At 30.2% G+C, this 24631-nt stretch carries 25 protein-coding genes, 7 tRNA genes and 2 rRNA genes; 7 read left to right on the plus strand and 27 right to left on the minus strand.

The features are described from left to right. The 24 genes from METOK_RS02885 to METOK_RS03000 form a co-directional block, all read right to left on the minus strand. Complete coding sequence (locus tag METOK_RS02885) at positions 1 to 165, minus strand: 4Fe-4S binding protein (RefSeq protein WP_013866741.1); 165 nt, start codon at positions 163 to 165, stop codon at positions 1 to 3. A 204-nt stretch (positions 166 to 369) separates the two neighbouring features. Further along, on the minus strand, positions 370 to 1029 hold the full coding sequence (gene yjjX, locus METOK_RS02890) for an inosine/xanthosine triphosphatase (RefSeq protein WP_048057855.1): 660 nt from the start codon (positions 1027 to 1029) through the stop codon (positions 370 to 372). Between the two features lie 61 nt (positions 1030 to 1090). Next, entirely contained in the window at positions 1091 to 1810 is a 720-nt protein-coding gene (gene rnp3, locus METOK_RS02895; protein ID WP_013866743.1) for a ribonuclease P protein component 3, read from the minus strand. 153 nt (positions 1811 to 1963) lie between these two features. Further along, entirely contained in the window at positions 1964 to 2263 is a 300-nt protein-coding gene (locus METOK_RS02900) for a DUF211 domain-containing protein (protein ID WP_013866744.1), read from the minus strand. A gap of 175 nt (positions 2264 to 2438) precedes the next feature. Beyond that, complete coding sequence (locus METOK_RS02905) at positions 2439 to 5090, minus strand: replication factor C small subunit (RefSeq protein ID WP_013866745.1); 2652 nt, start codon at positions 5088 to 5090, stop codon at positions 2439 to 2441. Positions 5091 to 5229: 139 nt separating this feature from the next. After that, positions 5230 to 6450: a Ni-sirohydrochlorin a,c-diamide reductive cyclase catalytic subunit gene (gene cfbD / locus METOK_RS02910; protein ID WP_013866746.1), complete on the minus strand. Its 1221-nt coding sequence runs from the start codon at positions 6448 to 6450 to the stop codon at positions 5230 to 5232. A 132-nt stretch (positions 6451 to 6582) separates the two neighbouring features. Continuing rightward, complete coding sequence (gene argC / locus METOK_RS02915; protein ID WP_013866747.1) at positions 6583 to 7611, minus strand: N-acetyl-gamma-glutamyl-phosphate reductase; 1029 nt, start codon at positions 7609 to 7611, stop codon at positions 6583 to 6585. Positions 7612 to 7736: 125 nt separating this feature from the next. Beyond that, on the minus strand, positions 7737 to 8375 hold the full coding sequence (locus METOK_RS02920; protein ID WP_013866748.1) for a DUF434 domain-containing protein: 639 nt from the start codon (positions 8373 to 8375) through the stop codon (positions 7737 to 7739). After that, positions 8357 to 8962 (minus strand): 4Fe-4S binding protein, encoded by a 606-nt coding sequence (locus tag METOK_RS02925; RefSeq protein WP_013866749.1) that lies wholly within the window; start codon positions 8960 to 8962, stop codon positions 8357 to 8359. Before METOK_RS02925 ends, METOK_RS02920 begins: the two co-directional genes overlap by 19 nt. A 117-nt stretch (positions 8963 to 9079) precedes the next feature. Continuing rightward, a tRNA-Asp gene (locus tag METOK_RS02930) sits at positions 9080 to 9154 on the minus strand. A gap of 24 nt (positions 9155 to 9178) precedes the next feature. Next, positions 9179 to 9293 (minus strand): 5S ribosomal RNA (rrf, locus tag METOK_RS02935). Positions 9294 to 9320: 27 nt separating this feature from the next. Continuing rightward, positions 9321 to 9394 (minus strand) — tRNA-Lys (locus METOK_RS02940). Positions 9395 to 9444: 50 nt separating this feature from the next. Continuing rightward, a tRNA-Asp gene (locus METOK_RS02945) sits at positions 9445 to 9519 on the minus strand. 23 nt (positions 9520 to 9542) lie between these two features. Continuing rightward, a 5S ribosomal RNA gene (rrf, locus tag METOK_RS02950) occupies positions 9543 to 9657 on the minus strand. A gap of 27 nt (positions 9658 to 9684) precedes the next feature. After that, positions 9685 to 9758 (minus strand) — tRNA-Lys (locus tag METOK_RS02955). Between the two features lie 10 nt (positions 9759 to 9768). Continuing rightward, positions 9769 to 9842: transfer RNA gene (locus METOK_RS02960), tRNA-Tyr, on the minus strand. A gap of 19 nt (positions 9843 to 9861) precedes the next feature. Continuing rightward, a tRNA-Pro gene (locus METOK_RS02965) sits at positions 9862 to 9939 on the minus strand. Positions 9940 to 9966: 27 nt separating this feature from the next. Beyond that, positions 9967 to 10040 (minus strand) — tRNA-Thr (locus METOK_RS02970). A 106-nt stretch (positions 10041 to 10146) separates the two neighbouring features. Then, positions 10147 to 11046: a pyridoxal 5'-phosphate synthase lyase subunit PdxS gene (gene pdxS, locus METOK_RS02975; RefSeq protein WP_013866750.1), complete on the minus strand. Its 900-nt coding sequence runs from the start codon at positions 11044 to 11046 to the stop codon at positions 10147 to 10149. A 211-nt stretch (positions 11047 to 11257) separates the two neighbouring features. Beyond that, on the minus strand, positions 11258 to 11893 hold the full coding sequence (locus tag METOK_RS02980; RefSeq protein ID WP_013866751.1) for a protein-L-isoaspartate O-methyltransferase: 636 nt from the start codon (positions 11891 to 11893) through the stop codon (positions 11258 to 11260). A 159-nt stretch (positions 11894 to 12052) separates the two neighbouring features. Continuing rightward, on the minus strand, positions 12053 to 13294 hold the full coding sequence (locus tag METOK_RS02985) for an MFS transporter (RefSeq protein ID WP_013866752.1): 1242 nt from the start codon (positions 13292 to 13294) through the stop codon (positions 12053 to 12055). 185 nt (positions 13295 to 13479) lie between these two features. Further along, on the minus strand, positions 13480 to 14661 hold the full coding sequence (locus METOK_RS02990; protein ID WP_013866753.1) for a TIGR00375 family protein: 1182 nt from the start codon (positions 14659 to 14661) through the stop codon (positions 13480 to 13482). A 186-nt stretch (positions 14662 to 14847) separates the two neighbouring features. After that, positions 14848 to 15285 carry a methanogenesis marker 5 protein gene (locus METOK_RS02995; RefSeq protein ID WP_013866754.1) on the minus strand — a complete coding sequence of 146 codons (438 nt, stop codon included), beginning with the start codon at positions 15283 to 15285 and terminating at the stop codon, positions 14848 to 14850. Positions 15286 to 15367: 82 nt separating this feature from the next. After that, the gene (locus tag METOK_RS03000) at positions 15368 to 15760 is read right to left on the minus strand and encodes a DUF2111 domain-containing protein (protein ID WP_013866755.1); all 393 of its coding nucleotides are present in this window, start codon (positions 15758 to 15760) and stop codon (positions 15368 to 15370) included. 282 nt (positions 15761 to 16042) lie between these two features. On the opposite strand from METOK_RS03000, the gene purD reads away from it, so the two are divergent. From purD to METOK_RS03025, 5 genes are all read left to right on the plus strand, one after another. Then, a complete protein-coding gene (purD, locus tag METOK_RS03005) occupies positions 16043 to 17374 on the plus strand; it encodes a phosphoribosylamine--glycine ligase (protein WP_013866756.1) in 1332 nt (443 codons plus the stop codon). A 216-nt stretch (positions 17375 to 17590) separates the two neighbouring features. Next, complete coding sequence (locus tag METOK_RS03010; RefSeq protein ID WP_013866757.1) at positions 17591 to 18739, plus strand: pyridoxal-phosphate-dependent aminotransferase family protein; 1149 nt, start codon at positions 17591 to 17593, stop codon at positions 18737 to 18739. A 71-nt stretch (positions 18740 to 18810) separates the two neighbouring features. After that, entirely contained in the window at positions 18811 to 19746 is a 936-nt protein-coding gene (hemC, locus tag METOK_RS03015) for a hydroxymethylbilane synthase (protein ID WP_013866758.1), read from the plus strand. A 128-nt stretch (positions 19747 to 19874) separates the two neighbouring features. Then, positions 19875 to 20144, plus strand: a complete 270-nt coding sequence (albA, locus tag METOK_RS03020; RefSeq protein WP_013866759.1) for a DNA-binding protein Alba — start codon at positions 19875 to 19877, stop codon at positions 20142 to 20144. Positions 20145 to 20339: 195 nt separating this feature from the next. Then, on the plus strand, positions 20340 to 20522 hold the full coding sequence (locus METOK_RS03025) for a hypothetical protein (RefSeq protein WP_013866760.1): 183 nt from the start codon (positions 20340 to 20342) through the stop codon (positions 20520 to 20522). Between the two features lie 78 nt (positions 20523 to 20600). Here METOK_RS03025 and METOK_RS03030 read toward each other — a convergent pair whose 3' ends face one another. The 3 genes from METOK_RS03030 to METOK_RS03040 form a co-directional block, all read right to left on the minus strand. Then, positions 20601 to 21686, minus strand: coding sequence for a formate--phosphoribosylaminoimidazolecarboxamide ligase (locus METOK_RS03030; RefSeq protein WP_013866761.1), 1086 nt, complete (start codon positions 21684 to 21686; stop codon positions 20601 to 20603). Positions 21687 to 21846: 160 nt separating this feature from the next. Next, positions 21847 to 22413, minus strand: a complete 567-nt coding sequence (locus METOK_RS03035) for an FKBP-type peptidyl-prolyl cis-trans isomerase (RefSeq protein ID WP_013866762.1) — start codon at positions 22411 to 22413, stop codon at positions 21847 to 21849. A 119-nt stretch (positions 22414 to 22532) separates the two neighbouring features. Continuing rightward, positions 22533 to 22988, minus strand: a complete 456-nt coding sequence (locus METOK_RS03040) for an FKBP-type peptidyl-prolyl cis-trans isomerase (protein WP_013866763.1) — start codon at positions 22986 to 22988, stop codon at positions 22533 to 22535. 185 nt (positions 22989 to 23173) lie between these two features. Between METOK_RS03040 and METOK_RS03045 the strand changes: the two genes are divergently transcribed. Both METOK_RS03045 and METOK_RS03050 read left to right on the plus strand, forming a co-directional pair. Beyond that, positions 23174 to 23629 carry a phosphopantetheine adenylyltransferase gene (locus METOK_RS03045; RefSeq protein ID WP_013866764.1) on the plus strand — a complete coding sequence of 152 codons (456 nt, stop codon included), beginning with the start codon at positions 23174 to 23176 and terminating at the stop codon, positions 23627 to 23629. Between the two features lie 64 nt (positions 23630 to 23693). Continuing rightward, entirely contained in the window at positions 23694 to 24608 is a 915-nt protein-coding gene (locus METOK_RS03050; protein ID WP_048057856.1) for an AEC family transporter, read from the plus strand. The last annotated feature ends 23 nt before the right edge of the window (positions 24609 to 24631 follow it).

A 24631-nucleotide genomic window follows, 5' to 3' on the forward strand; every position in this document is an offset into this window, starting at 1 on the left:
TTACTCCTCCAATGCATTTAAGGGACATACTATCATACACAATTTACAATTATTGCATTTTTTGTTATCTATAACAATCATGTTTTCTACCAATTCTATTGCGAGCTCCTTACATACTCCTACACAAGCTCCACAGTATCCACATTTTTCATGATTCACTTTCATAATATCACTTTAAATATTAAATTACTATCATCTTGAATTATATATAAAAGATACTAATGATATTTAAATAATTTTTATTATATTTATGTAGATAATTATGTAGTTATTTCTAATTATTATAAATTATATTAAAAATTTTTCTTGTTAATTATTACTTTATTTTCTTATTATTCTTTTATTATTTTATATTTTTATTATTTTAATTTAAAATTTTATATCTTTATTACTTACCAATCGCGGAACCATTGCCATTAAAACCGCACTTTCACACAAATTTAGTCTGTTAATGCCTCCATTGGTTAAGTATCCTATTATCCCCTCTTTTTTTCCTATATCTTTTATATTATATATTTTTTCTGCTACAACCCCACATTCCTCCCCATGTTTCATTTCTTTTACGAGCTCAGTAGGCACTTGAAATCCCTGAGAAGTTCCAATGGTATAATCCAACCCATCATAAATGGCACAGACATGAACATCCAAATATTTTCTGCCGATTTCAACAAGACCTGCCTCTATACCAACTCCATATAATGAAGATTTAGCTTCAAATGCATATTTTGCCCTGTTTTTTGCCCCTTCTGTTGTTTCATCAAATCCTATTGGCTGTTTGGATACTCCACTATTTGCATCGACCTCTACCACAAGGGTGCTTCCTATCGATTTTTCCATTGCCATTTCAACAGCTTTAACTTTAACGGGATTTTTACTTCCAACTGAAATTACTCTTAATTTATGTCCTGCGGGACCTCCTCTTAATAATCTTGCCTTCTCAGCACATTTAGCACTACCACATAAAAACCTACCAAAAAGATAAGTTGTAGCAGGAGCTCCGCATATTTCACATTTTTTACCTTTGAACATTTTATCACTTTTTATTACTTGCCTCATGTTAGTTATATTTTTATATTTTTATATTAATCTATTATTTTAACTCCTTATTACTATCCTCAACTATTTCAACGCCATACCTTACTACATTACTACTTCTTAAATATGTTCTATATTCTGCAATTTTATAAGACATTTCCATTATGGCTTTTGAATAATTGGCATCCATTGTAATGGTGTTTAAAAAACTTTTTAAATCATTTGGTGATTTTATATCGTATATATCCTTTGCACTACTTGAAATCACAACAGGGGTATTATACTTTTTTGCAAGAGACAAATTTCTTCTAAATGCCCATATAATCCGAGCTCTCTCATAGTATTTCTTTTCCAATAAACTCTTAAAATTTAATTCAATTGCTACCCTGTGGGTACTTCCTAACCTCGCAAGAATATGGTCAATACCATTATCCCTTCGATTTAACTCGGGTGTGGATAATATATCAACATCGTGCATTTCTAATGCCTTTCTACTAATTTTTATAATGCCTCCTTCTACAAGAACCATATCAACTTTATCCCTATATTTTTTAACAGTTTTTAGCATTTCTTTTGATGATTTTGATGATATTTTTATCCCAGAATATATTTTTAATCCATATTTCTCGCCATATTCCTTAGCACATTTTAGTTTTTCATTATCGTATTCATTGTGATACTGAATAAATACAGAACCATACCATCCTAATTCTTTAATCAGTTCAATACCTTCTTCATCAAATATGTGGTTAATATCTACGGGTTTAGTTATCATACTATCCTCTTTAAATTTAAATAAAATTAAAAACATAAAAAAGAAAAAGATAAATTGTAAAAAATAAGGTTTTAATAGTAATAAATAATCCATTAATAAATAAGAATATGTAGTGCAATACTTAATACTCAATATTTAAACATAATACTTATATTAATATTTCACTCTATCCTGTGGAGTTCTTACCTCTTCAATTATTCTTTTTCCTGCGGCTACTTCATCTATACTATGGATTACTCCATTCATTGATTCAATTATATCTTTTATAGGCTCATATTGTAAATCCATTCCTTCTATGGTAATTTTAATATTCTCTGTGGATTTATCGATTTCATAAACTGTAATATTTACTCCATCCACATAATCTAATGCACATAATTTTACAGCTAAATCCGTTAATTTGGGCTCATGTGTTTTTAGAACATCCAACACTATTCTTCTCAGTCCCGGCAATTTTACTCCTCCAATTAGTTATATATTTTTCATTAATAAAATATTTAATTTGATATATATAGTTAATTATAGTTAAGGTAGATATAATAAGGCATAATAAAAAATATTAAATTATAAAAACAGAATGTATAATATATAATAAATACATCTAAAGAAAATATAAAATATTTAATATCTAATCGCCTTTCATCATTCCAATTTTAGCAAGCAATGCACTAAGCTGTATCCTCTCATTTGCTCCTTCAACAATCCTAAAATCACATTCCCCAATTGCTTCAACAAGGGATACCTTTTTTCTTTCTTCAATGTCTAAATTAGGGATTTCCCTAAACATCTGCAATAATATATCTTCACCACTCATTCCCCAATCTATCATCAAATTATATAGGAGCTCCCTTGCCTCAATGAATTTATTGTTTAGTGCGAGCTCTAACATTTTTATAATCTCATCAGGTCGTGCCTTCGATGATACCTTATAAATGATTTCGTCGTTGATATTTTTTGAAACGGTTGCAGCGGTTTGTAATACATTTATGGCTTTTCTCAAATCCCCCTCTGATACATAGATTATAGCATCGATACCACTTTCATCAATAGTAATTCCCTCATTTTCTGCAATTTCTTTAATTTTTTTTATAATATCTTCTCGTTTTAATGGCGAAAATCTAAATATGGCACATCTTGATTGTATCGGAGGAATAATACGGCTTGGATAGTTGCAACTCAAGATAAATCTACATATATCCGAGTATTTCTCCATAGTTCTCCTTAATGCATTCTGAGCATCGCTTGTAAGTGCATCGCTTTCATCTAAAAATATTATTTTAAATGGTGCATCTCCAATAGGTTTTGTTCGTGCAAAATCTTTTACTTTTGTTCTTATTACATCAATACCTCTTTCATCTGAGCTGTTTAACTCCAAAAAATTGTCTCTCCAATTTTCACCATACAAATCCCTTGCAAGACATAACGCCGCAGTTGTATTGTGCAATACTGTTGGTAAATTTCCCCCTATGAAGTTATGATATTTCGGCACATGTAAATCATATATTGTAAAATCCCCTTCCGATGTTTTTACATCTGTGATTTCATCCCAATATAGATTATTTGTTGTTAAGAATAACACATAAGCTATGGCATCCATTAATTTTTCATCATTTAGTGTCTCATTTAGTATTTTAAGTTCAACAGCTCTTATCTCTTCCAATTTAGTTATATCAATATTATCATAAGTTTTTTCTTCAAGATAGGATTGGATACTTGAATTCCATGTGCCCATACTGAGCTCCGCATAACCAACATAATGTTTAGCAAAATATCTCATTGCCTCAATGGTATCTTCAATATTTATATTAAGACATTTAGCAATTTTAAGATAGTCCTTTAAACTTGGTTTTCTTTTACCGTTGATATACTCTAAAATTATATCGCTTTGTATTCCTGTCTTTTCTGAGATATGTTTTTTTCTTTTTTCAACTTCATCCCAATCAATTAATATGGATTTATCAATTAACTTTTTAATAGTTTTTAACTCCTCCAATTTATAATAAACTTTTTTGGATATCTCAAAACTTGTTTTTTTAGTCTCAGCATACCCCAATATTTTTTTATAGTCATTATCAAGTTGTATTCTTAATCTATCTGCAATATATCTTATTTTTGATTTATCAACTGCAATTACATCAAGGTTTGGGTTTTCGTTTTTTAATAATGTTTTTGCTCTATTATATTTATCTTTATCATAGAATCCAATTTCTTCTAAAAATTTTCCAATATTAGATGAATCAGATATTATAACACAATAATAATCCTTATCATGTTTTTTATCATGTTCTGTTTTTAATTTTGATATTATTTCATATTTTGCAAGTGCATAGCATAAATCCTCAGCCATATTTTTGCTTGCAGTATATAATACAATAGAATCATCTTTTATAATTGCATTACAATCAAAATATGCCTTAATAAAGTATTTTAAGGATAAGCTATTCATCACATAATTAGGTATTTTTATTTGAGATTTTTTTCCCCTAAAATCAGTAATTATATTAATTGCTTTTTTTGAATTTACATAGACGGATGGTGTGTTGTCTTTGTGAATTCTTTCTTTTATTTCTGCATCATCAAATAATTTTTGGGTGAGCTCTGCAAATCTCTTTCTAAGCGTGTAATTGTTGTTTATAAATATAATTATGTTATCATTGGTTATGCCATCATTACTACTCATACCAGCATAGCTATTGCCTATAAAATAACCAAGCCACTCTAACATCATGTTTTCATATTTATACTTATGTTCATTGATTAAATTATCTGAATTATTATCATCAAGTGATATATACCTTGAAGTAGCCAATTTATCTCCAATTTTCAGATTCTCGGCTTTCTCCCATTTTATAGTTCCATCTTTTTTATTTACTAACAGTGGATGATATGTTGTTATTTTTAACTCTCTTCCATATTTAGTTTTTATTTTTATTATCTTATTGGTTTTATCCTTATAAACATACTGCACATTGAATCTTTTAATATTCCCATCCTCATCAATACCTAAAACATTTAAATCTTTTGGATTACTTACAAGGGTAGCTCCAAATCTTCCATTACTAATTTTTTCTACAATATCTCCTAAATTCTCAATTTTATTATTTACAATTACTTTTGTATCTCCAGTTAAGCATTTACCAACACCAGGAGGACCGCTAAATAACATATGAGGCATGGATTTCTTTTTTACATAACTTTTAAGTCGTTTTATGATTTCATCATGTCCAGTAATTTCATCCAATGTTTTTGGACGGTATTTCTCCACCCATGGCTTTTCCATATTTTCACCAATGGTTATATTTATCGTTTTATTATTTTTAATTATTTTATTATTACTTTATACTATTATTTTTTTATTATTGCTTTATTTATTTTATTTATCTTTATACTTTAATTTAATTAATTTAATAATTTTTTAATTATTTATTTAGAGCATAATTTAGAACTTCACCAAATCTTGATTTTACAATAGCTCTTTTACCTAAAACTTTTGCATGAGCATCCAATTCAATAATGGCATAATCGTAAATCTCTTTTATCGGATAATATAACCTTGGACCATCGCTTATCCCAATAGTTATTACATCTTTATTTATTTCCTTTAACTCTTCAATAGGCAGTGCATGGGGAACTCCTGAAACTATTACAATATCTGGGTTAATTTCCTTTAATATATTTACAGCCCTTTTTCCAGTAATTGGGTATTCATCTAATCCACCAGTAATATAATCTATATTTATATTATTTTTTGAATATTCATTTAATATATTTTCTGCATCTTTTCTAACCTTTTTAAATCCTATATTTTTATCCAAATTGACTATATTTATTATATCAATATTTTCGATATTTATGTTCTTTTTATTTTTATCAATATTATTTTTTATTTTATTAATTATTTTATTAATCTCAACAAGTGGATGAGCAAATAAATATGCAGTCTCCTTTTTAGCATTTAAAACACAGGCGATTTTTAAATTATTATTACTGTTGTTATTATTATTGTTATTAATATTATTGCTACTATTATTAATATTATTATATTTATTTATATATTCAGTTATTAAATTTATTACCTCGTCTAAATCATCTTCATAGGTTGGTTTTATATATTTACTTTTAGCCATGCCTCTGGTTTTTTCAACTTCTGTGGCTTTTATAAGCATTTCTTTTTGCCTATTAAATTCTTTTTCATCAATTATTCCCAAATTTAAACAACTTTCCATGGTTTTAATGGCTCCAATAGTATTATCGTTCATTCCACTATGGACTTCAACTGGAATAATCACTACATCCCTATTGTCATTATAATCATCAACTGGTGCATACAAATCCTCACCAATTATCATACTTACACAGGTCCCAACAATACCTATGAGATATTTATTTTTCTCGGATTTGTTTTTCTTTAAATAATCTATTACATCAGCTATTGTATTACTTAATTTTTCCTGAGCTCCGAATATAAAATCATTCTCATCCATGGCAGTTGTGAAAACTCTAACTCCATCCAATTCTAAAAGTCTTGCGGTTCTAAAACAGCAACCACTTGGTCCATGCATAATTATAGCATCAACCCCAATATCCCTTAGCTGATACATTGATGCGGCTATTGGTGATGGTCTAGGGTGCATTATCATTTTATCATCCTTATCTTTCTAAATACTAAATATACGAATAAATATAAATTAAAAATCTATAAAATAAATGGAATAATTAATAAAATTAAAATAATTGATAAATAATAAAATAACTAAATAAAATTAATTATATCATGGTTTTAATCCACCATATAACAATGCCTCGGTTTCATTAAATCCAGCCATTAAATTCATATTTTGGATTGCCTGACCACTAGCCCCCTTTACAAGGTTATCTATTGCAGAAACCATAACAAGTCTTCCATATTTATCCACTTCAAATCCTCCAATATCACAGAAATTTGAACCCCTAACCCCCGTCAATGTAGGAGCTCCTTCATCAAATATTCTTACAAATGGTTCATTTTTGTAGAATTTTTTATAAATATCAATTACCTCAGCCCTCTTAACATTTTCTTTTAAAAAGGTATGAGTAGTTGTCAATATTCCCCTAGTAATTGGTGCAAGATGTGGCGTAAATGATAATTTTATGTTTTTGTTGGTTAATTTTTCCAGTTCTTTTTCTATCTCTGGGCTGTGTCTATGTGTTGTAAGTTTATAGGGTTTTATATTCTCATTTACATTTGGAAAATGAGTAGTTTCTGATGGATTAACCCCTGCACCACTAACACCAGTTTTTGAATCAACAATTATTCTATCTTCTATTAAATCCTCCTTTACAAGTGGTGCCAATGCCAAAATTGCACCAGTTGGGAAGCACCCAGGATTTGCCACAAGTTTTGTTTTTTTAATATCTTCTCTGTGGAGCTCAGGTAATCCATATACTGCATCAAGTTTTCCCGTATGTTTTAGGTTATACCATTCTTCATATGTGCTAATATCTTCAAATCTGTAATCCCCACTTAAATCAATAATCTTCATGCCTTTTTCATATAATTCAGGCACTATATGCATTGAAGCACCATGTGGTGTTGCACAAAATACAAAGTCGGAATCAATATCAGCAGGAAAGATATTTTTAAATGTTGTATTGTCAAGGTTTTTAATGCCTTTTAAATTTGGATGTAGTTTTGTTATTTTCACTCCATCCATTTTTCGTGAAGTAATATATTTTATTTCAACCTCTGGATGATTTGAAAGTATCCGCAATAACTCGCTCCCTGTATATCCTGTTCCTCCAATTATTGAAACTGTTATCATATAATCACCCTATATATTATCTTATATTATTTTTTTATTATTATTCTATGTTTTTTGTTTTTAATTTTTTCATATTTATTCTTATAATTGTTATTTTTAATATTATTATATTAATATTATTAACTTTATTCATTTAATACTAAAAATTTATCTTTTATCTCCCTTACTAAATCAACTACATATTTAACTTTTTTATTTTTTATAATTATGCTATCGGATGTTGCCACTATTTCTTTATTCATCAAAATATAATCACAATTTTTTACACAGAAAACTTCACCATCTATATTGTATTTTTCCATCAAGGTTCTTATTTTTTTGGAGAGCTCACCACTTTTTGATACTTGGGCATCAAAATAAAATATTGGTTTTATGTTGTAATATTTAAATAGTTTAAAAAGTAAATTTATAGCTTTTTCGGTATATGTATTAATTTTATAGTTTCCATAAATCCCCATAAAATCTCTATATATCCCATCATCACATAAAACAATCTTATTTTTTAGAAATGCTTCAATTCCAATTAATACATTATAGCCATCAATATTTATTTCCCCATTTGATAATTTCTCAATATCTATTAATTTACTTTTTACAGTTTTTATTTCCTCATCGGTATGTATAGTCCTAATAATTTTTAACCTGTCTCTTTTTGGGATTTTATAATGATTACAAACAACATTTAGAGCATAATCCTTTTTATAGCCTCTATTTATCAAATATTTGAAATCCTTTTTAGCCTCGTTTATTTTTTCATTGGACATATTTCCTCACATTCTTTGCAAAATATACAGGAATCTATATCAACTTTAATTATACAGGATTTTACATAATCAGCTGGGGATAACATTGCATGCATCGGACAAAAATCTATACAAATTGAGCAATTTTCACATTTTTCAGGATTTATTGAAATCTTGCAGTTTCCTTTTTCATCATTCTCAAAGTAGATAGCTTTATTAGGACATTTTGTAATACATAAACCACAATTATTGCATTCATTTGTGATAACGGGGGTGTTAGGCATTGGAATTTCATTTTTTATAATGGGTATGGAACATACCAATGCACAGTATCCACATTTTGTGCATTTATCCTTATCAATTGTAAATCTATCCAATAAAATAGCATTGTTTGGGCAGACATTCATACAAGCCCCGCAATGAGAACATATTATATTTCTAAATTTAAATATTTTTATAGCATTTGTTGGACATACCTTGACACACAAGCTACAAGCTATACAGTTATCTAATATCGGATGTTCTGTTTTTTTAAGTTCTTGAAATTCATTTTTTTTAAATACATTTTTAAAAATCTTTTTTAATAAATTTCCCTTATTTATTACCATATTTGCCCATCATTTATTTTATTACTTAATTTTTCCTTTCTTAATATATATTATTAATAGAATTTAAATTTAATTTAAATATATTTAAATATATAAATTAATATTTATAAAACAAAACGCCCTGGCCGGGATTTGAACCCGAGTCACAGGAGTGACAGTCCTGTATGATAGGCCGAGCTACACCACCAGGGCAAATGTATTAAATATATAAAAAAAGGCTGACAGCGTCATCCTGTTCCCACCGAAAGGCAGTACTTAGGATATCGCTGGAGGGCTTAATTTCCGAGATCGGAACGGGATCGGATGTGGCACCTCCGCTATGACCGTCATGCCAAAAAATGCCAATTAAAGCTTAAAGCGGGCCCGAAGGGATTCGAACCCTCGACCGCCTGGTTAAAAGCCAGGCGCTCTACCAGACTAAGCTACGGGCCCAAAATTCTTAAACTCCCATTATTGTATTTTATTGATAATATATTATTAAACGCCCTGGCCGGGATTTGAACCCGAGTCACAGGAGTGACAGTCCTGTATGATAGGCCGAGCTACACCACCAGGGCAAATGTATTAAATATATAAAAAAGGCTGACAGCGTCATCCTGTTCCCACCGAAAGGCAGTACTTAGGATATCGCTGGAGGGCTTAATTTCCGAGATCGGAACGGGATCGGATGTGGCACCTCCGCTATGACCGTCATGCCAAAAAATGCCAATTAAAGCTTAAAGCGGGCCCGAAGGGATTCGAACCCTCGACCGCCTGGTTAAAAGCCAGGCGCTCTACCAGACTAAGCTACGGGCCCATGCGTAAAGTCCGGCGGGCCGGATTTGAACCAGCGACATGCGGATCTACAGTCCGCCGTTCTACCACGCTGAACTACCGCCGGATAGTTATTAATTAATAAGTGGTGGGCCTGCCCAGATTCGAACTGGGGTCTCAGGATCCCAAATCCCAAAGGATGGACCAGGCTACCCCACAGGCCCTATTAAACATAAGCATTCTAAACATCAAGCCCCGGGGGGGATTCGAACCCCCGACCACCTGATTACAAGTCAGGCGCTCTACCAGGCTGAGCCACCGAGGCATTTTGTTTGCAAACTGAATAATGATATTCTACTATATAAACCTTTTGATTTCAATAATTTAAATTAATTAATAAATCTTATAAAAATAAAATATATAAATTAAATTTAATCCCCTCTTTTTGCAAGGAGCTCCTTCTCAGGAATGTCTTCAATGTTAATTCCAACCATTGCCTCTCCAAGGTTTTTACTTACTTCTGCCACTACATCAGGTTTATCATAGTTGTATGTTGCTTCAACAATAGCTTTTGCTCTCTCTGCTGGATTTCCTGATTTGAAAATGCCTGAACCTACAAATACACCGTCACATCCCATTTGCATCATCAATGCAGCATCTGCTGGTGTTGCAATACCTCCTGCTGCGAAATTAACCACGGGTAATCTTTTTAATTTTGCCACTTCATATACCAAATCTAATGGAACTTTCAATTCATTTCTTGCCATTTGGACGAGCTCCCTATCAAGTCCCATTTCATAATATCCAACAACTCTTGCAATACCTTCATTTACAGCTCTCATGTGTTTTACAGCTTCAACAACATTTCCTGTTCCTGCTTCCCCTTTTGTCCTTATCATTGCAGCTCCTTCATCTATTCTCCTTAAAGCCTCTCCAAGATTTCTTGCACCGCATACAAATGGAACTTTAAATGCTTTTTTATCGATATGATTTACATCATCAGCAGGAGTTAATACCTCACTCTCATCAATCATATCAACGCCGATTGCCTCTAAAACCTGTGCTTCAACAAAATGACCTATTCTTGCCTTAGCCATTACAGGAATTGATACAGCATCCTTTATTTCCAATATCATTTCAGGGTCTGACATTCTTGCCACTCCACCCTGAGCTCTTATATCTGCTGGGACTCTTTCCAAAGCCATTACCGCAGTAGCTCCTGCTTCCTCAGCAATCTGAGCCTGTTCAACATTTGTAACATCCATCACAACGCCATGTTTTACCATTTTTGCAAATCCTCTTTTTAAAATGTCTGTTCCAACTTTTTTCATAATATGCCTCTTTTATTTTTTATTTCTTAATACTATTTAATAATATATCTAATATAATTAATTTTTAATATAATTTAACATAAATTTTTACATTCATTTTAATTATTTTTTTATATTTAACATTATCGAATTAAATATTGTTCCTTAGTTTATATTTAATTTTATTTATTATGGTATTATTTTATAATTACCGTTAATCTTATTCAATATACTATCCTTCCTTTCCAATTAATGGAACAAATGCTACTTCGCCTAAATTCTTTTTTATTAGTTTATTACCTTTTTTTTCCAATAAAATCAAATTTTGAAAGTACTGCCCAACAGGAGCTACTAATTTTCCCCCATCTTTTAGCTGTTCAATTAATGGTTTTGGAATGTCTGGACCTGCTGCTGTTATGTATATTCTATCATAGGGTGCAAGAGGTTCATATCCCAATGTCCCATCCCCACAAATTACTATCACATTATCATATCCTAACTCCCTCAATACATTTTCAGCCCTTTCAGCCAGTTTTGGAATTCTCTCTATTGTAATTACCTGTCCATTTTTTCCAACAATCTCGGCTACAACTGCGGCATGATAACCAGAACCTGTTCCAACTTCAAGAACCCTATGACCTTCTTTTAAATCAAGAGCTCCGCACATCATAGCCACCATGTGAATAGCCGAAATTGTTTGACCATAACCGATACTTAATGGTGTATCAATATATGCATAATCCCTGAGCTCCTCTGGAACAAACTTATCTCTTGGAACTTTTAAAAGAGCCTCAGCTACCTTTTTATCTTTTATATATCCTTCCCTCTCCAATCTTTCCACTATTGGAATCATCTCTTTTATTATCATTGAATTACCCCCTATCTTAACTTATTATTTAATTTGATGATGATGATTTTTTTATTAATTATATTATTAATTTTATTAACTTTATTTTCTACTACTATTTTTATTTTTATTATTATTTTTATTTTTTTATTTATTGTTTTATCCATTATTTACTATTATTTATTCCACTTTCCTCATGGCAAGATACGCCCCGACACATACTATAAATGAAATAATGGCGGAAAACTTATACATATTAGACAATCCAATACAGTCTGCAACAAATCCAAGAGCTAATGCACCAATAACCATGCCAATGTTCAAACTTGTGGTAAAAAATCCCATGGCTTCTCCTTTTTTATAATGCGGGATATCCTTCATAGCCAATGCATTTATACTTGGAGAAGTCATGGCTCCCCCAATAGACATAACTACTAAGGATACCAACATGCTTAAAAATGAATGAGATAATGAAAGGGCATAGACCCCCAGAGCTCCTACAATCAACCCCACATACATAATGGAAATCCCTGCTGTATCGTAAATTTTTCCAAATTTTCTTTGAAGAACACTTGAAATTAAATTGGATGAGGATATTAAAAATCCAATGGAGGCTACTCCAATATGGTAATCAGAAGCATAAACTGCCAAATAGCTTGCAATACCTGCATTTATAGCCATGTATAATGTATTTACGATATAGGATACTGAAAAATTCTTATTTTTTAAAAATTCTAATGAGATTAATTTCTTATTAAAACTGTTTCCCCTGATTATATTGTTGGAAATATACTTACATTTTCCAGTCCTATCGACTACTACATTTTTTAATTTAAAATAGCTAACTAAAAATGCAATAAATGCCAGAGCTCCGCAAAAATAAAATGGTGTTCTTATGCCATACCACGCTGCAAGAAATCCTCCTATAAGAGGACCCATGGCAAATCCAAGTGTAATTGCCGAACTAAATATTCCCATATATTCCCCAAGTTTTTCTCGGGGAGCAACGGTTGCAACATAGGCACCGGCAACAGGTGTAATAAATGAAGAAAATACCCCATTAAACGTCCTAACAACTACCAATCCAATTACTGAGCTCACAAATGCATACATCACTGTAAATATACTGCAAAAAAATGTTCCAATTACAATAAATATTTTTTTACCGTATTTATCGGATAAACTTCCAATAGGAATTTGAGCTATGGTTCTTGCAATTGCAAAAGAACCAAAAATAAGCCCCACTTCAAAATTTGATGCTCCCAACTGTTTTGCATAAATTGACATAAGTGGGGCTATCAAACCAATTCCAAGCATTGTTACAAATGTGGTAATCCACAATACAATTACAATATCCATTGGATTTACTTTACCACCATCTTTCATAGAGGCACAATTACCCTCACTCTTAGCATTACTCATTATTTATCCCTATTTTTTACACTGTCCCTAATTTTACATTTTTATATTTTCATATTTTGCATTTATTATATCTAATTAATGTTATAATTGATACAATAATAAATTATAATTGATACAATAATAAATTGATATGCTATAATATAAGGTAATATACCCTATTTTATAATTTATTATATTTTTATTATTTACAACCAGCCATCCAGCGTTAATTTGGGTTCATACCATCTTATTTTTGGTGGAGTTTTCATTATCTTTCCATATTCCCCACCGCCTCCTGGATAAATATATATTTTGTTTCTTCTAAACAAATCAACTGTTTTTCCAACCTTTTCGTTTATTTTTACTAAATCCGATATATCAACATTTGTAAGGATATTAATCTCATTATGGTATAAATTAATATACTCATACCAGAGAGATTCCACAGCTTTTGTTTCTATATTTTTTCCAATTGAAAGGGCTATAATTTGAGATAGAGGTATTATCTTATAATACGGCGGTCTAAAATCTGGATGGATAATTTTTTTATCCTTGGATAACTCCAAAGTTCTATCATACACACCTTTTTTAATTCTTCCGCCGCATTCAGCACATTTAAAATTTAACTTTATGGCATCTTCAATATGGTATCTTAAATAGCAGCTTGAACATGCCGTTAAATGATACTTTCCAAGTGCAGGGTCAAGACCATAATTCGCAACAATCTTATTATTTTTTATAGCTGTTTTTATCTCTTCAAAATTTTCTTCAAAATCTCCAAGATTTTCTATTTCAACTTGGTTAAATTCCCTTCCAAGCCTATGTGGATGGTAAGAATGAGCATCTGAATTGCTTAAAAATGGAATGTCGCGGAGCTCCTCCACCATGTCTGCCATGTCAGTATCTGCTGATAAACCGAGCTCTAAGAAATCAGGTTTTTTTTCATAACAATCATATATTGAATTGAATGATTTATACAAACTTGTATATGGTGTAAAAGCATGAGCTGGTCCGATTAATCCTCCCACATCCCTGACTATTTCTAGAAGTTCTTTGCCCCCTAAAACAATCCTTGGTCTTCCCTCAGTATCAATATTTTTAGAATATTTTTTTAAGATATTTCTTAGTTCCTCAACTTTTGGGATATTTGGCAAAAAAACTAAATGATGAACACGGTTTTTATCTTCTATTTCAGTAGTTAAAAGCAAGTGGTTGCTATCCTTATATTTTTTAATCTCTTCAAGGTATTTCGGATGAAGGCAATCCCCTGTGCCAATAATATCAAGTCCTTTTAGTTTTCCATATTTTAATATATGCTCAATATCCATATACTTTGAGGTTCCCTTTGCAAATCTTGAATGAATGTGCAAATCTGCATTTATAATCATTATAACCACCTTTTTAAAAATAAAGATAAGAAAAAGATAATAGTTATAAACCATGATGTATGAAAGACAAAAGATATAAAATAATGATATACAAATAACCAAATATAACAAAATATACTATAAAACTAAGAATAATTAAAAATAATTATAAAATAGATAACATAATAAAATATTAAAAATAAAAATTTATTCGAGCTCCTTTAAAAATGAAGCTATTTTTTGAACCACAACTTTTGCTTCTTCCTCATTTTTTGGATATATTAGGTTCAATCTTGGTATTTCCCTTCTTCTTATAAGATATTTTGAGAGCTCATTTGTTCTTGCACATCCCACACATCCAAAGGCTATGGGTGCCTCATTCATAATAATTGCAGCATCTGCCTCTTCAATTAAAGGACCTATTAAGGACATTCTTCCCCTAACTCCTGATGGAACTTCAATTGCCGCATATTTAAGCCCTTTTTTAGGGTCTTCATCAGTCATATTCAAAGGCGGACTGTCAATTTCCGCAGTTCTTACTTTTTCACCAATTACATTATTTAACATTAATGGCTTATGTCCGAATCGCTCCACTAAATCTCCCAATATAAGACTATTTGGTGGGTAAATAAATATTTTTTTCACAATATCACCAATTAATTCTATGGAATATATATTTAATTTTATATTTAAATTTATATTTGATTTACATTATTAATTTTTATTTTTACATTTTTGGATAGGCATCATCTGGTAGAAATTTGTATAATTCAGGTCGTCTTGAAAGAGCCAGAACATCCTCAAAAATTCCAGCGGTTACATCAACAACACCTATTGCACCCAATACTTCATCACCATCTTTTATAGGCACAACAATTACTGGTAGTCCTGTATATGGCCCCATTGTAGCACTTACCCTTAATGTCTTCCCCAATTTTATGGCAAGTTTCATAACATAACCTTCATAATTATCATCTACAATTTCTCCCTTTTCAATCCTTACTCCGGGTTTTTCCTTAGACCTCATAGTCACTGGGACTTTATTTACCAATAAATGCACAGCATAAGCTATTGGTAGAATTTCCTTAGCTTCCCCTTTTTTTAAGCTTTCCTTTAACATAATTTCACCATCTTTTTGATATATTTTTAGTAATTATATATATCATTTATTAATATTTAAAAATAACAGATAATTAAAATAGATATAATAATAGATATAATAATAGTAGATGTAAATTATAAAAAAATAAGTATAAATAGAATTTATATATACAGCATAATGTCAAACATATAATATAAAACATAACGGATAAAACTAAAATAAACTGCAATTATGACTTATATATTATTAATTATTTATAAGTATATAACTGATATATACTAACTTAATCATGGTGATAATGTGAAGGTATTATTAATAGGTGGAGGAGCTCGGGAGCATGCCATAGCAGGAGCTCTTAAAAAAAATAATTCTGTAAAACTATATACCCTTATGAAAAACAAAAACCCGGGAATATCTAGAATCTCAGAAAAGGTTTCATTAAATGCCGAAACTGATTTAGATGCAGTGAAAAAATTTGCAGAAGAAATAAAGCCCGATTTGGCAGTAATAGGTCCAGAAGCTCCTTTGGGTGTGGGCGTTGCAGACATGTTATGGGATATGGACATTCCAACAGTGGGACCTAAAAAACTCCCTGCACAAATTGAAACAAGCAAAGAATTTATGAGAAACCTGTTCAAAAAATATAATATAAAAGGTTCATTAAAATACGCTGCATTTGACAGCTACGATGGAGTGGAAAAGTTTATAGATGAAATGACAAATTTAGATATAGATGTTGTTGTTAAACCTGTTGGATTAACAGGAGGAAAAGGAGTCAAAGTTGTTGGTGAGCAGTTAAAGGACAATGAAGAGGCTAAGAAATATGCAAAGGAAATATTTGAAAAAAGCATTGGCGGTGGAAAATTAATTATTGAAGAAAAACTCGTCGGTGTTGAATTTACATTACATGGTTTTGTTGATGGAAAAACAATAACATTTATGCCCGCAGTTCAAGACCATCCTCATGCATACGAAAATGATAAAGGTCCTATCACGGGGGGTATGGGTTCATACTCTTGCCCCAATCATAGCCTACCCTTCTTAACAGAAGATGATTTAAATGAAGCAAAGGAAATAATGAAAAATACAGTAGATGCCATTAAAAAAGAAGTAGGGCCATATCAAGGATTTTTATATGGTCAATTCATGCTCACAGCAGATGGACCAAAAATTATAGAATATAATGCAAGATTTGGAGACCCTGAGGCTATGAATTTGCTACCTATATTAAAAACTGACTTTTTAGAGGTATGTAATGCCATAGCAAATGGTGAATTGGATAAATTAAACATAGAATTTGAAAACAAAGCAACGGTTTGTAAATATGTAGTTCCAGAAGGATATCCATTGAATCCCGTAAAAAATAAAGAAATATTTGTTGATGAAGATAAAATAAATGAAATTGGTGCAATATTATTCTATGCATCTATAAACGAGAATGATGGGAAATTATATATTACAGGTTCAAGAAGTGCAGCAGTTGTTGGGGTGGCAGATACCATTGAAGAAGCAGAAAAAATAGCAGAAAATGCTATACAATACATAAAGGGAGATGTATTTTATAGAAAAGATATTGGAACACTAAATTTAATAAATAAAAGAATAGAAAAAATGAATAATCTTAGAAAATGAATAAGTAGCAAAATATATAAGATATATGACTGATTATCATAGTTTAATATATACTAATTATATGTAAAAATTTGATACATGAATATATGGAAATATTAATATCTAAAATAAGAAATACTAAACTTTATAAGTAATAATATACCATAATCATTAGAAAATATAAAAAAGAAAATATAAAAAATATATTCATTCAATAAAATAAAAAGAGTGGATAAGATGAAAAAGTTAGATTATGAAAAGCTTTTAATGATTCCAGGACCTACAATGGTTCCAAATACCGTTTTAACCTCAATGGCAAATCCAATAATTGGACATAGAACAAAACAGTACAGCGAATTATTGGAAGATACCGTAGAAAAAATGAAAAAGGTCTTCATGACAAAAAATGATACCTATTTCATTACAGGTTCAGGGACCTCAGCAATGGACATGGCTATTTCAAATACTGTTGATAAAGGGGATAAAGTATTAACAATTACAAATGGAAACTTTGGAGAAAGATTCTACAATATAGCTAAGGTATATAAAGCAGATATTATTAGATTAGAAAATGAATGGGGCGATTGTGCAAAACCTGAACAGGTAAAAGAGATTTTGGATGAGAACCCAGATATTAAGGTAGTAACCATAATTCACAATGAGACCTCAACAGGTGTAAGGAACCCTATTGAAGAAATAGGAAATATCGTTAAAGACTATGATGCATTATATGTCGTAGATACCGTTTCATCACTTGGTGGGGATTATGTAGATGTGGATAAATTTAACATCGATATCTGTGTTACAGGCTCACAAAAATGTATCGCAGCTCCGCCAGGAATGGCAGCAATATCGGTAAGTGAAAAGGCATGGGATGTAATCAATAAAACAGAAACAAAATCATTCTACTTAGATATTAACGCATATAAAAAGAGATATGAAAGTAAAAAAGAAACTCCATATACCCCATCAGTTACATTAACCTACGCTATGAATGAAGCTCTTGAATTGGTGCTTAATGAAGGTCTCGAAAATAGATTTAAAAGGCACGAAAAACTTGCAAAAGCTACAAGAGCAGGATTAGAAGCTATGGGCATTGAATTATTTGCAAAAGAAGGGGCAAGGTCAGTAACTGTAACCTCTGCAAAATACCCAGAAGGGATAAAAGATTCAGAATTCAGAGGTTTGCTTGCAGATAAATACGGCATACTTGTAGCAGGTGGTCAAGCTCAGGTAAGCGGAAAGATATTCAGAGTAGGCCATATGGGAATGGCTAAGGAACATCATATCTTGGGAACATTGGCTGCTATTGAAATGGCATTTAAAGAATTGGGATGTGATGTAGATAGCGGAATTGATGCTGCAAAAGAAATATTAAAAATATAACTACATATACTATAATATTATTTTACTCTATTTTTTTGTTTTTATATTTTAGTATTTTTTTAGGTGAAATCTTGAAAATAATTATTGGAACAAGAGGAAGCAAATTAGCACTTGCCCAAACATATTATATAAAAAATCTTTTGGAAAATTTAAATGAAAATCTAAGTATAGATGTAAAAATTATAAAAACAACAGGGGATAAAAATCAAAAATCAAAATTATCGGAGCTCGGGTTGGGGGTCTTCACAAAAGAATTGGATACTAAAATGTTAAATAATGAAATAGATATAGCTGTCCATAGTTTAAAGGATGTTCCTACGGTATGGAATGAAAATTTAACAATATCTGCAACTCCTAAAAGAGAAAGCTACCATGATTTAATAATATGGAATAAAAATAACGATATAGACATTGAGAAGGATAATTTAATAGTGGGGACTTCCAGCATCAGAAGAAAGGCTTTTTTATCTATTAAATATCCCAATTTAAAGACAAAACTATTGAGGGGAAATATTGATACAAGGTTAAGGAAATTAAGAGAAAATAACTACGATGCTATTATTTTGGCAGAAGCTGGATTGAATAGATTAAAAATTGATTTATCAGAATTTAATTATAAAAGATTAAAAATACTTCCAGCTCCTGCTCAGGGGGTTATAGGTGTTGCTTCAAGAAAGGATGATAAAGAAATAATAGATATTCTTAAAAAAATAAACGATAACAAAACATATTTAGAATCCATCGCAGAGAGATACGCATTAAGGGAATATGGCGGTGGATGTCAAGCACCCTTCGGAGCTCTATCTAAATATGATACTAAAAACAATGAACTGTATTTAACATGTGATGTTGTTTATACTCTAAATGGTAAAAATAATATTATCTCAAAAGAGGATAAAATCCAATGTGATATTGAAGATATACATTTAGCCAAAAAAATAGGTATTAAACTTGGAAAAGAGATAAAAGAGGCAGAATCAGAAAAATCAGAAAAACATATATTATAATTGAATATATTATAACCTATCTAATAATTAACAATAATCACTATTTAATTTCATACAATGGATAATCATTCCATCGATAACTATATATATTATTATATTATATTTAGGATATCATAAGGAGGGATATAATGAATAACACCGTATATGTGGGAAATAAAGGTGTAATGAACTATGTTCTTGCAGTAATTACACAGTTTAACACAGAAAACGCAGATAAAGTCAGAATTAAAGCAAGAGGCAGAGCTATTAGCAGAGCCGTAGATGTAGAAGAAATGGTCAGAAATAGATTTTTGCCAGATATTAAAGTGGAAGAGATAAATCTTGGCACAGATAAAGTGAAAAATGAAGATGGCAAAGATGTTAATATATCCACAATTGAAATAGTATTGTCCAAATAATTTATATCATATTAATTTTATATAGTTTAGTTTATTTTTTATAATTTTCTATAATTTTCTATATAATTTTATTACTTTTTTGAAATATATATTATTTATTAATAACATTTAAATAATACTATGGCATAAAATTATACTAAATATATTATAAGATATAACTACATTAAAATACATTAAAATATGGGAGGTAATATTATGGGAATAAATGAAAATGAAAAAAAGATTAAGAGGTTACTTCATAATTTAAAGCACACCGAAGAACATTTAGAGGAGCTCATATCATCCATTGAAAATTGTGGTTTAAATCCAGAAACTTATAAAGAATTGTATGAAAAATTAAAAGAGGAAAATAAAAAATTAAAAGAAAAATTGGAATAATAAAAAAATATATTATAACATATAAATATTATTTCACTATTTTTAATATATTAGTATATTAATTAATTATCATATTAATTAGGACAGTATTTTATCCATCATATTTAGCTCCAAAGCCAATTTTATCTCCCTTGCTATTCTCTGACCCATACTAAGTGGTTCTCCATGGTATAAAAATGAGTATGGGCTTCCATTCATAAAGGAGTTTGTTCCGCCATCTATTCTTGCACTCATTTCAAATACCACAATTTCCAAGTTTTCATTACACAGTGTTTGAAGGCAGAATGGACCAATCATTCCCGGAGATACAAGTTCTCCTGCTTTGGCTACTAATTTATCACCCATTTCAAATACTTTTGGAAGAAGACTCTCCCTTATTACTACGGGAAAATTTCCACTTATAACATAGGATGGGTCTATGTCGAGCTCAGTTTGGTCTTTTGCAGGCACCCTAACAATTCCATCGATATTGCTTTCATACCTCCTATCCATTCCCATTAATTCTACCTGGTTTTTTAATGGAGAATGGAAATAGTGAATGCAGTAATTTGTCCCTACAACATACTCCTCTATATGGGCATTTCCAATATCTTCATCTGTTAATATACCTTTTGATTTAAAATATTCTGCTTTTTTCCAAAATTCCTCTGTTGTTGAACATGGGAAATATCCTCTTCCCCCTCTTGCACCAGGAAATTTAACCATAACAGGTCCGTCTATCTCATCAGGACTATTATATTTTTTAGGGATTCTTAAACCACTTTCTTTTAAAAGTTTTCCTTCTAAATCCCTCTCAGCTTCCCATCTCAATATCTTTCTGTTCCCAAACATTGGAACCTTAAAGTCATTCTCTACATTATCTAGTCCGCAGTATGCAATAAAGGAACCGTGCGGAACAATTATGGCATTCATTTCTCTTAATTTTTCCTGAATTTCTTCATTTGATATGTCTGAAAAATTATCCACATAAATAAACTTATCTGCAACATTAAATCTTTTATATGGAACATCCCTATCTTTTGTTGTAATTACTGCTGTTGAAAAACCTTCCAATTTTGCTCCTTTCAATATATGGAGTGAAGAATGGCTACCAACTGTGGCTATGGTTATTTCATCCCTGTTGTATCCATCAAATATGCTTAAAATTTCTTCCTTTGAAATCATTTTTTCACCAGAAATTTATATGCAATGCACTAAAAAAATAGATAATATATCTTTAAAAGTTCATTTATATATATTTTATCATTATTATTCATTATAAAAATAAAAATAAAAAGAATTATATTATATATTAATATTTAAATAAAAATAAAATTATAAATAATTATTTTTCAATGCTGACAACTTTTATCGTGAATATTAGCGTTTTTCCAGCCATCGGGGAATTAAAATCTAAAACTACATGTGTATCATTTACCTTTATAATTTTAGCCGGAGCTCCCCTAACATATATATACTTACCAACTATTGGTGTTATATTTGCTTTTTTAAATGCCTCTGTTGGTACAGGTATTATCAATTTATCGTTTCTAAGACCATAAGCATCTTCTGGTGGAATAGTAACAGTTTTATTCTCTCCCACATGCATTCCGATTACTGCATTTTCAAAACCCTTAATTAATCTACCATCTCCAACGGTGAAATTTAAGGGTTTATAGTCTCTGTTGGGATTATATATCCCGTTTTTTATTGCAACGCTTTTAATTGATGTGTCAAAAACAGTGCCATTTTCAAATTTACCGATATAATCCACAGATACTGTTGTTCCATTTTTAACTACCATACTGGATGTATTGGAGGAGCTCACACATCCTGATAATGCAGTTGATAAGATTATTAAACTACCAAAAATAATGGATAATTTTGTAAAAGTGCATAACCTTAATTTCATTGTTTCACCAAATAATCCAAATATTGGAATAAATAATAAATGTAATATTAATAATAAATAATGATTAATATACTTATTGATATTTTAAAAAATTAAAATAAAAAGAAAATAAAATTAACTTATTCCTTAACATCTACAAGCTTTATTGTAAATATTAAATTCTTTCCTGCCAATTGATGATTGAAGTCCAAAGCTACTTCGTTATCACTAACTTCAATAATTGTAGCAGGAACACCGCCTGCAAGGATTATCATACCTTCTTCTGGTTCAAAATCTGCTCCTTCAAATGCATCTTTTGGAACTTTTTGAATTAATTTTTCATCTCTCTGTCCATAAGCCTTTTCTGCTGGGATATTTACTGTTTTTTCATCCCCCTTATTCATATCAAGAACTGCCTCTTCGAATCCTTCAATAAGTTGTCCTTCTCCAACTGTAAATTCCAAAGGTTCGTATGGTCTTTCAGGTGTGTAAATACCTTCTTCCTTAGCAACACTTTCAATAGAGGTATCAAAAACTTCTCCATTTTCTAATTTACCTATGTAATCAACTTTTACTTTATCGCCTTTTTTTACCAAAAAAATCACATCCTATGTTTTAATGTTTATACAATTAACTAAAATAACATACTATATATATTTTTTGTTCCTATTTTATATTATTTTTACAATTTTATTTATTTATACTATAATCATATATGATATATTGCAATATTTAGCATTTTAAGCAATAATAAGATATATTAAAAAAGATTGGTGTTTAGATGTCCAAGGTAGTTGTTGGCGGAACTTTTGATATACTTCATGAAGGTCATAAGAAACTTTTAAAATATGCTTCACAATTTGGGGAGCTCCGTATAGGTATAACATCCGATGAATTTGCAAAAACATATAAAACTCACAATATAAATCCACTGAGTGTTAGGTTAAAAAATTTAAAAAAGTATTTGGATGAAAATAAGATTAAATACGAAATATCAATTATAGACGATGCCTATGGGGATGCTATAACAGAGGATTATGATATAATTGTAGTCACGCCTGAAACAGAAAAAAATGCTAAAAAAATAAATGAAATAAGAGTTAAAAATAATTTGAAACCATTAAAAATAATAGTTTATAACTATATATTAAGTGAGGATAAAAAACCCATATCTACAACAAGGATAAGGAATAAGGAAATAGATGAAAAGGGGAGATTATTAAAAAATAAGAAATAACAAAGAAAAAAATTAAAATAAAAAATAATAAAATATAAATAATAAAATAATACGGTGCAATAGTATGGATATAATGATTGTAATCGTTCTTTTAATATTGACGGGTTATTTATCCAAATATCTCAATATTCTAAAAGAAAATGATAGGGTGATTCTCAACAATATTGTGGTATATATGGCAATGCCTTCAACGATATTTTTAACAATTATGAAAAATGTTTCACCTGTGGATTTACCTCAATTTTTAAAACTTCCTTTTTTGATATTTTTAACATTTATTATGTGTGGAATTATAGGATATATTATAGGAAAACTTTTAAAGCTAAATAAACAATCATTGGGCGGGTTAATATTAGTTTGTGCATTGGGAAACACTGGATTTTTAGGTTATCCTGTAATATATGGGTTTTATGGAACAGAAGGACTTACAAGAGCAATATTTTGTGATATGGGGAGTGTTTTTGCCAGTTTATTATTAGGAACCTATATAGGTATAAAATTTGGAAAAAATGAAAATAGTGATACATCCATAATAAAGGAGCTCCTAAAATTCCCACCACTGATGACTGGGGTCATAAGCATAATTCTTGTATTTTTTGGGGTATCCATTAGTAATTTCCCTGATTTCCTTGTAAAAACATTAAATTATCTATCAAATGCTACAATACCTTTAATTATGCTTTCCCTTGGATTGTCATTATCACCGAGCTCGGCGAAATTTGGTGCAATTTATGGAATTATAGCTTCCATTGTCAGAATGGGAATTGCACCATTATTAGTATTTATTTTTTCATCCATGTTTTTAATAAATGGGCTTGATAAAAATGTTTTAATACTTGAATCTGCAATGCCTTCTGCAATGATGTCTCTTGTATTTGCCGTTCTTTATGGATTGGATGTAAAGCTCGTAGCTTCGGCATGTTTTATAACCACGGTGCTTTCTTTAATACTATTGCCGATAATACATAATTTAATGTAAAGAAAAAAATAATTAAAAAAATG

The sequence above is a fragment of the Methanothermococcus okinawensis IH1 genome, from assembly GCF_000179575.2.
GTDB classification, from domain to species: Archaea; AGJL01; Methanococci; order Methanococcales; family Methanococcaceae; genus Methanofervidicoccus; species Methanofervidicoccus okinawensis.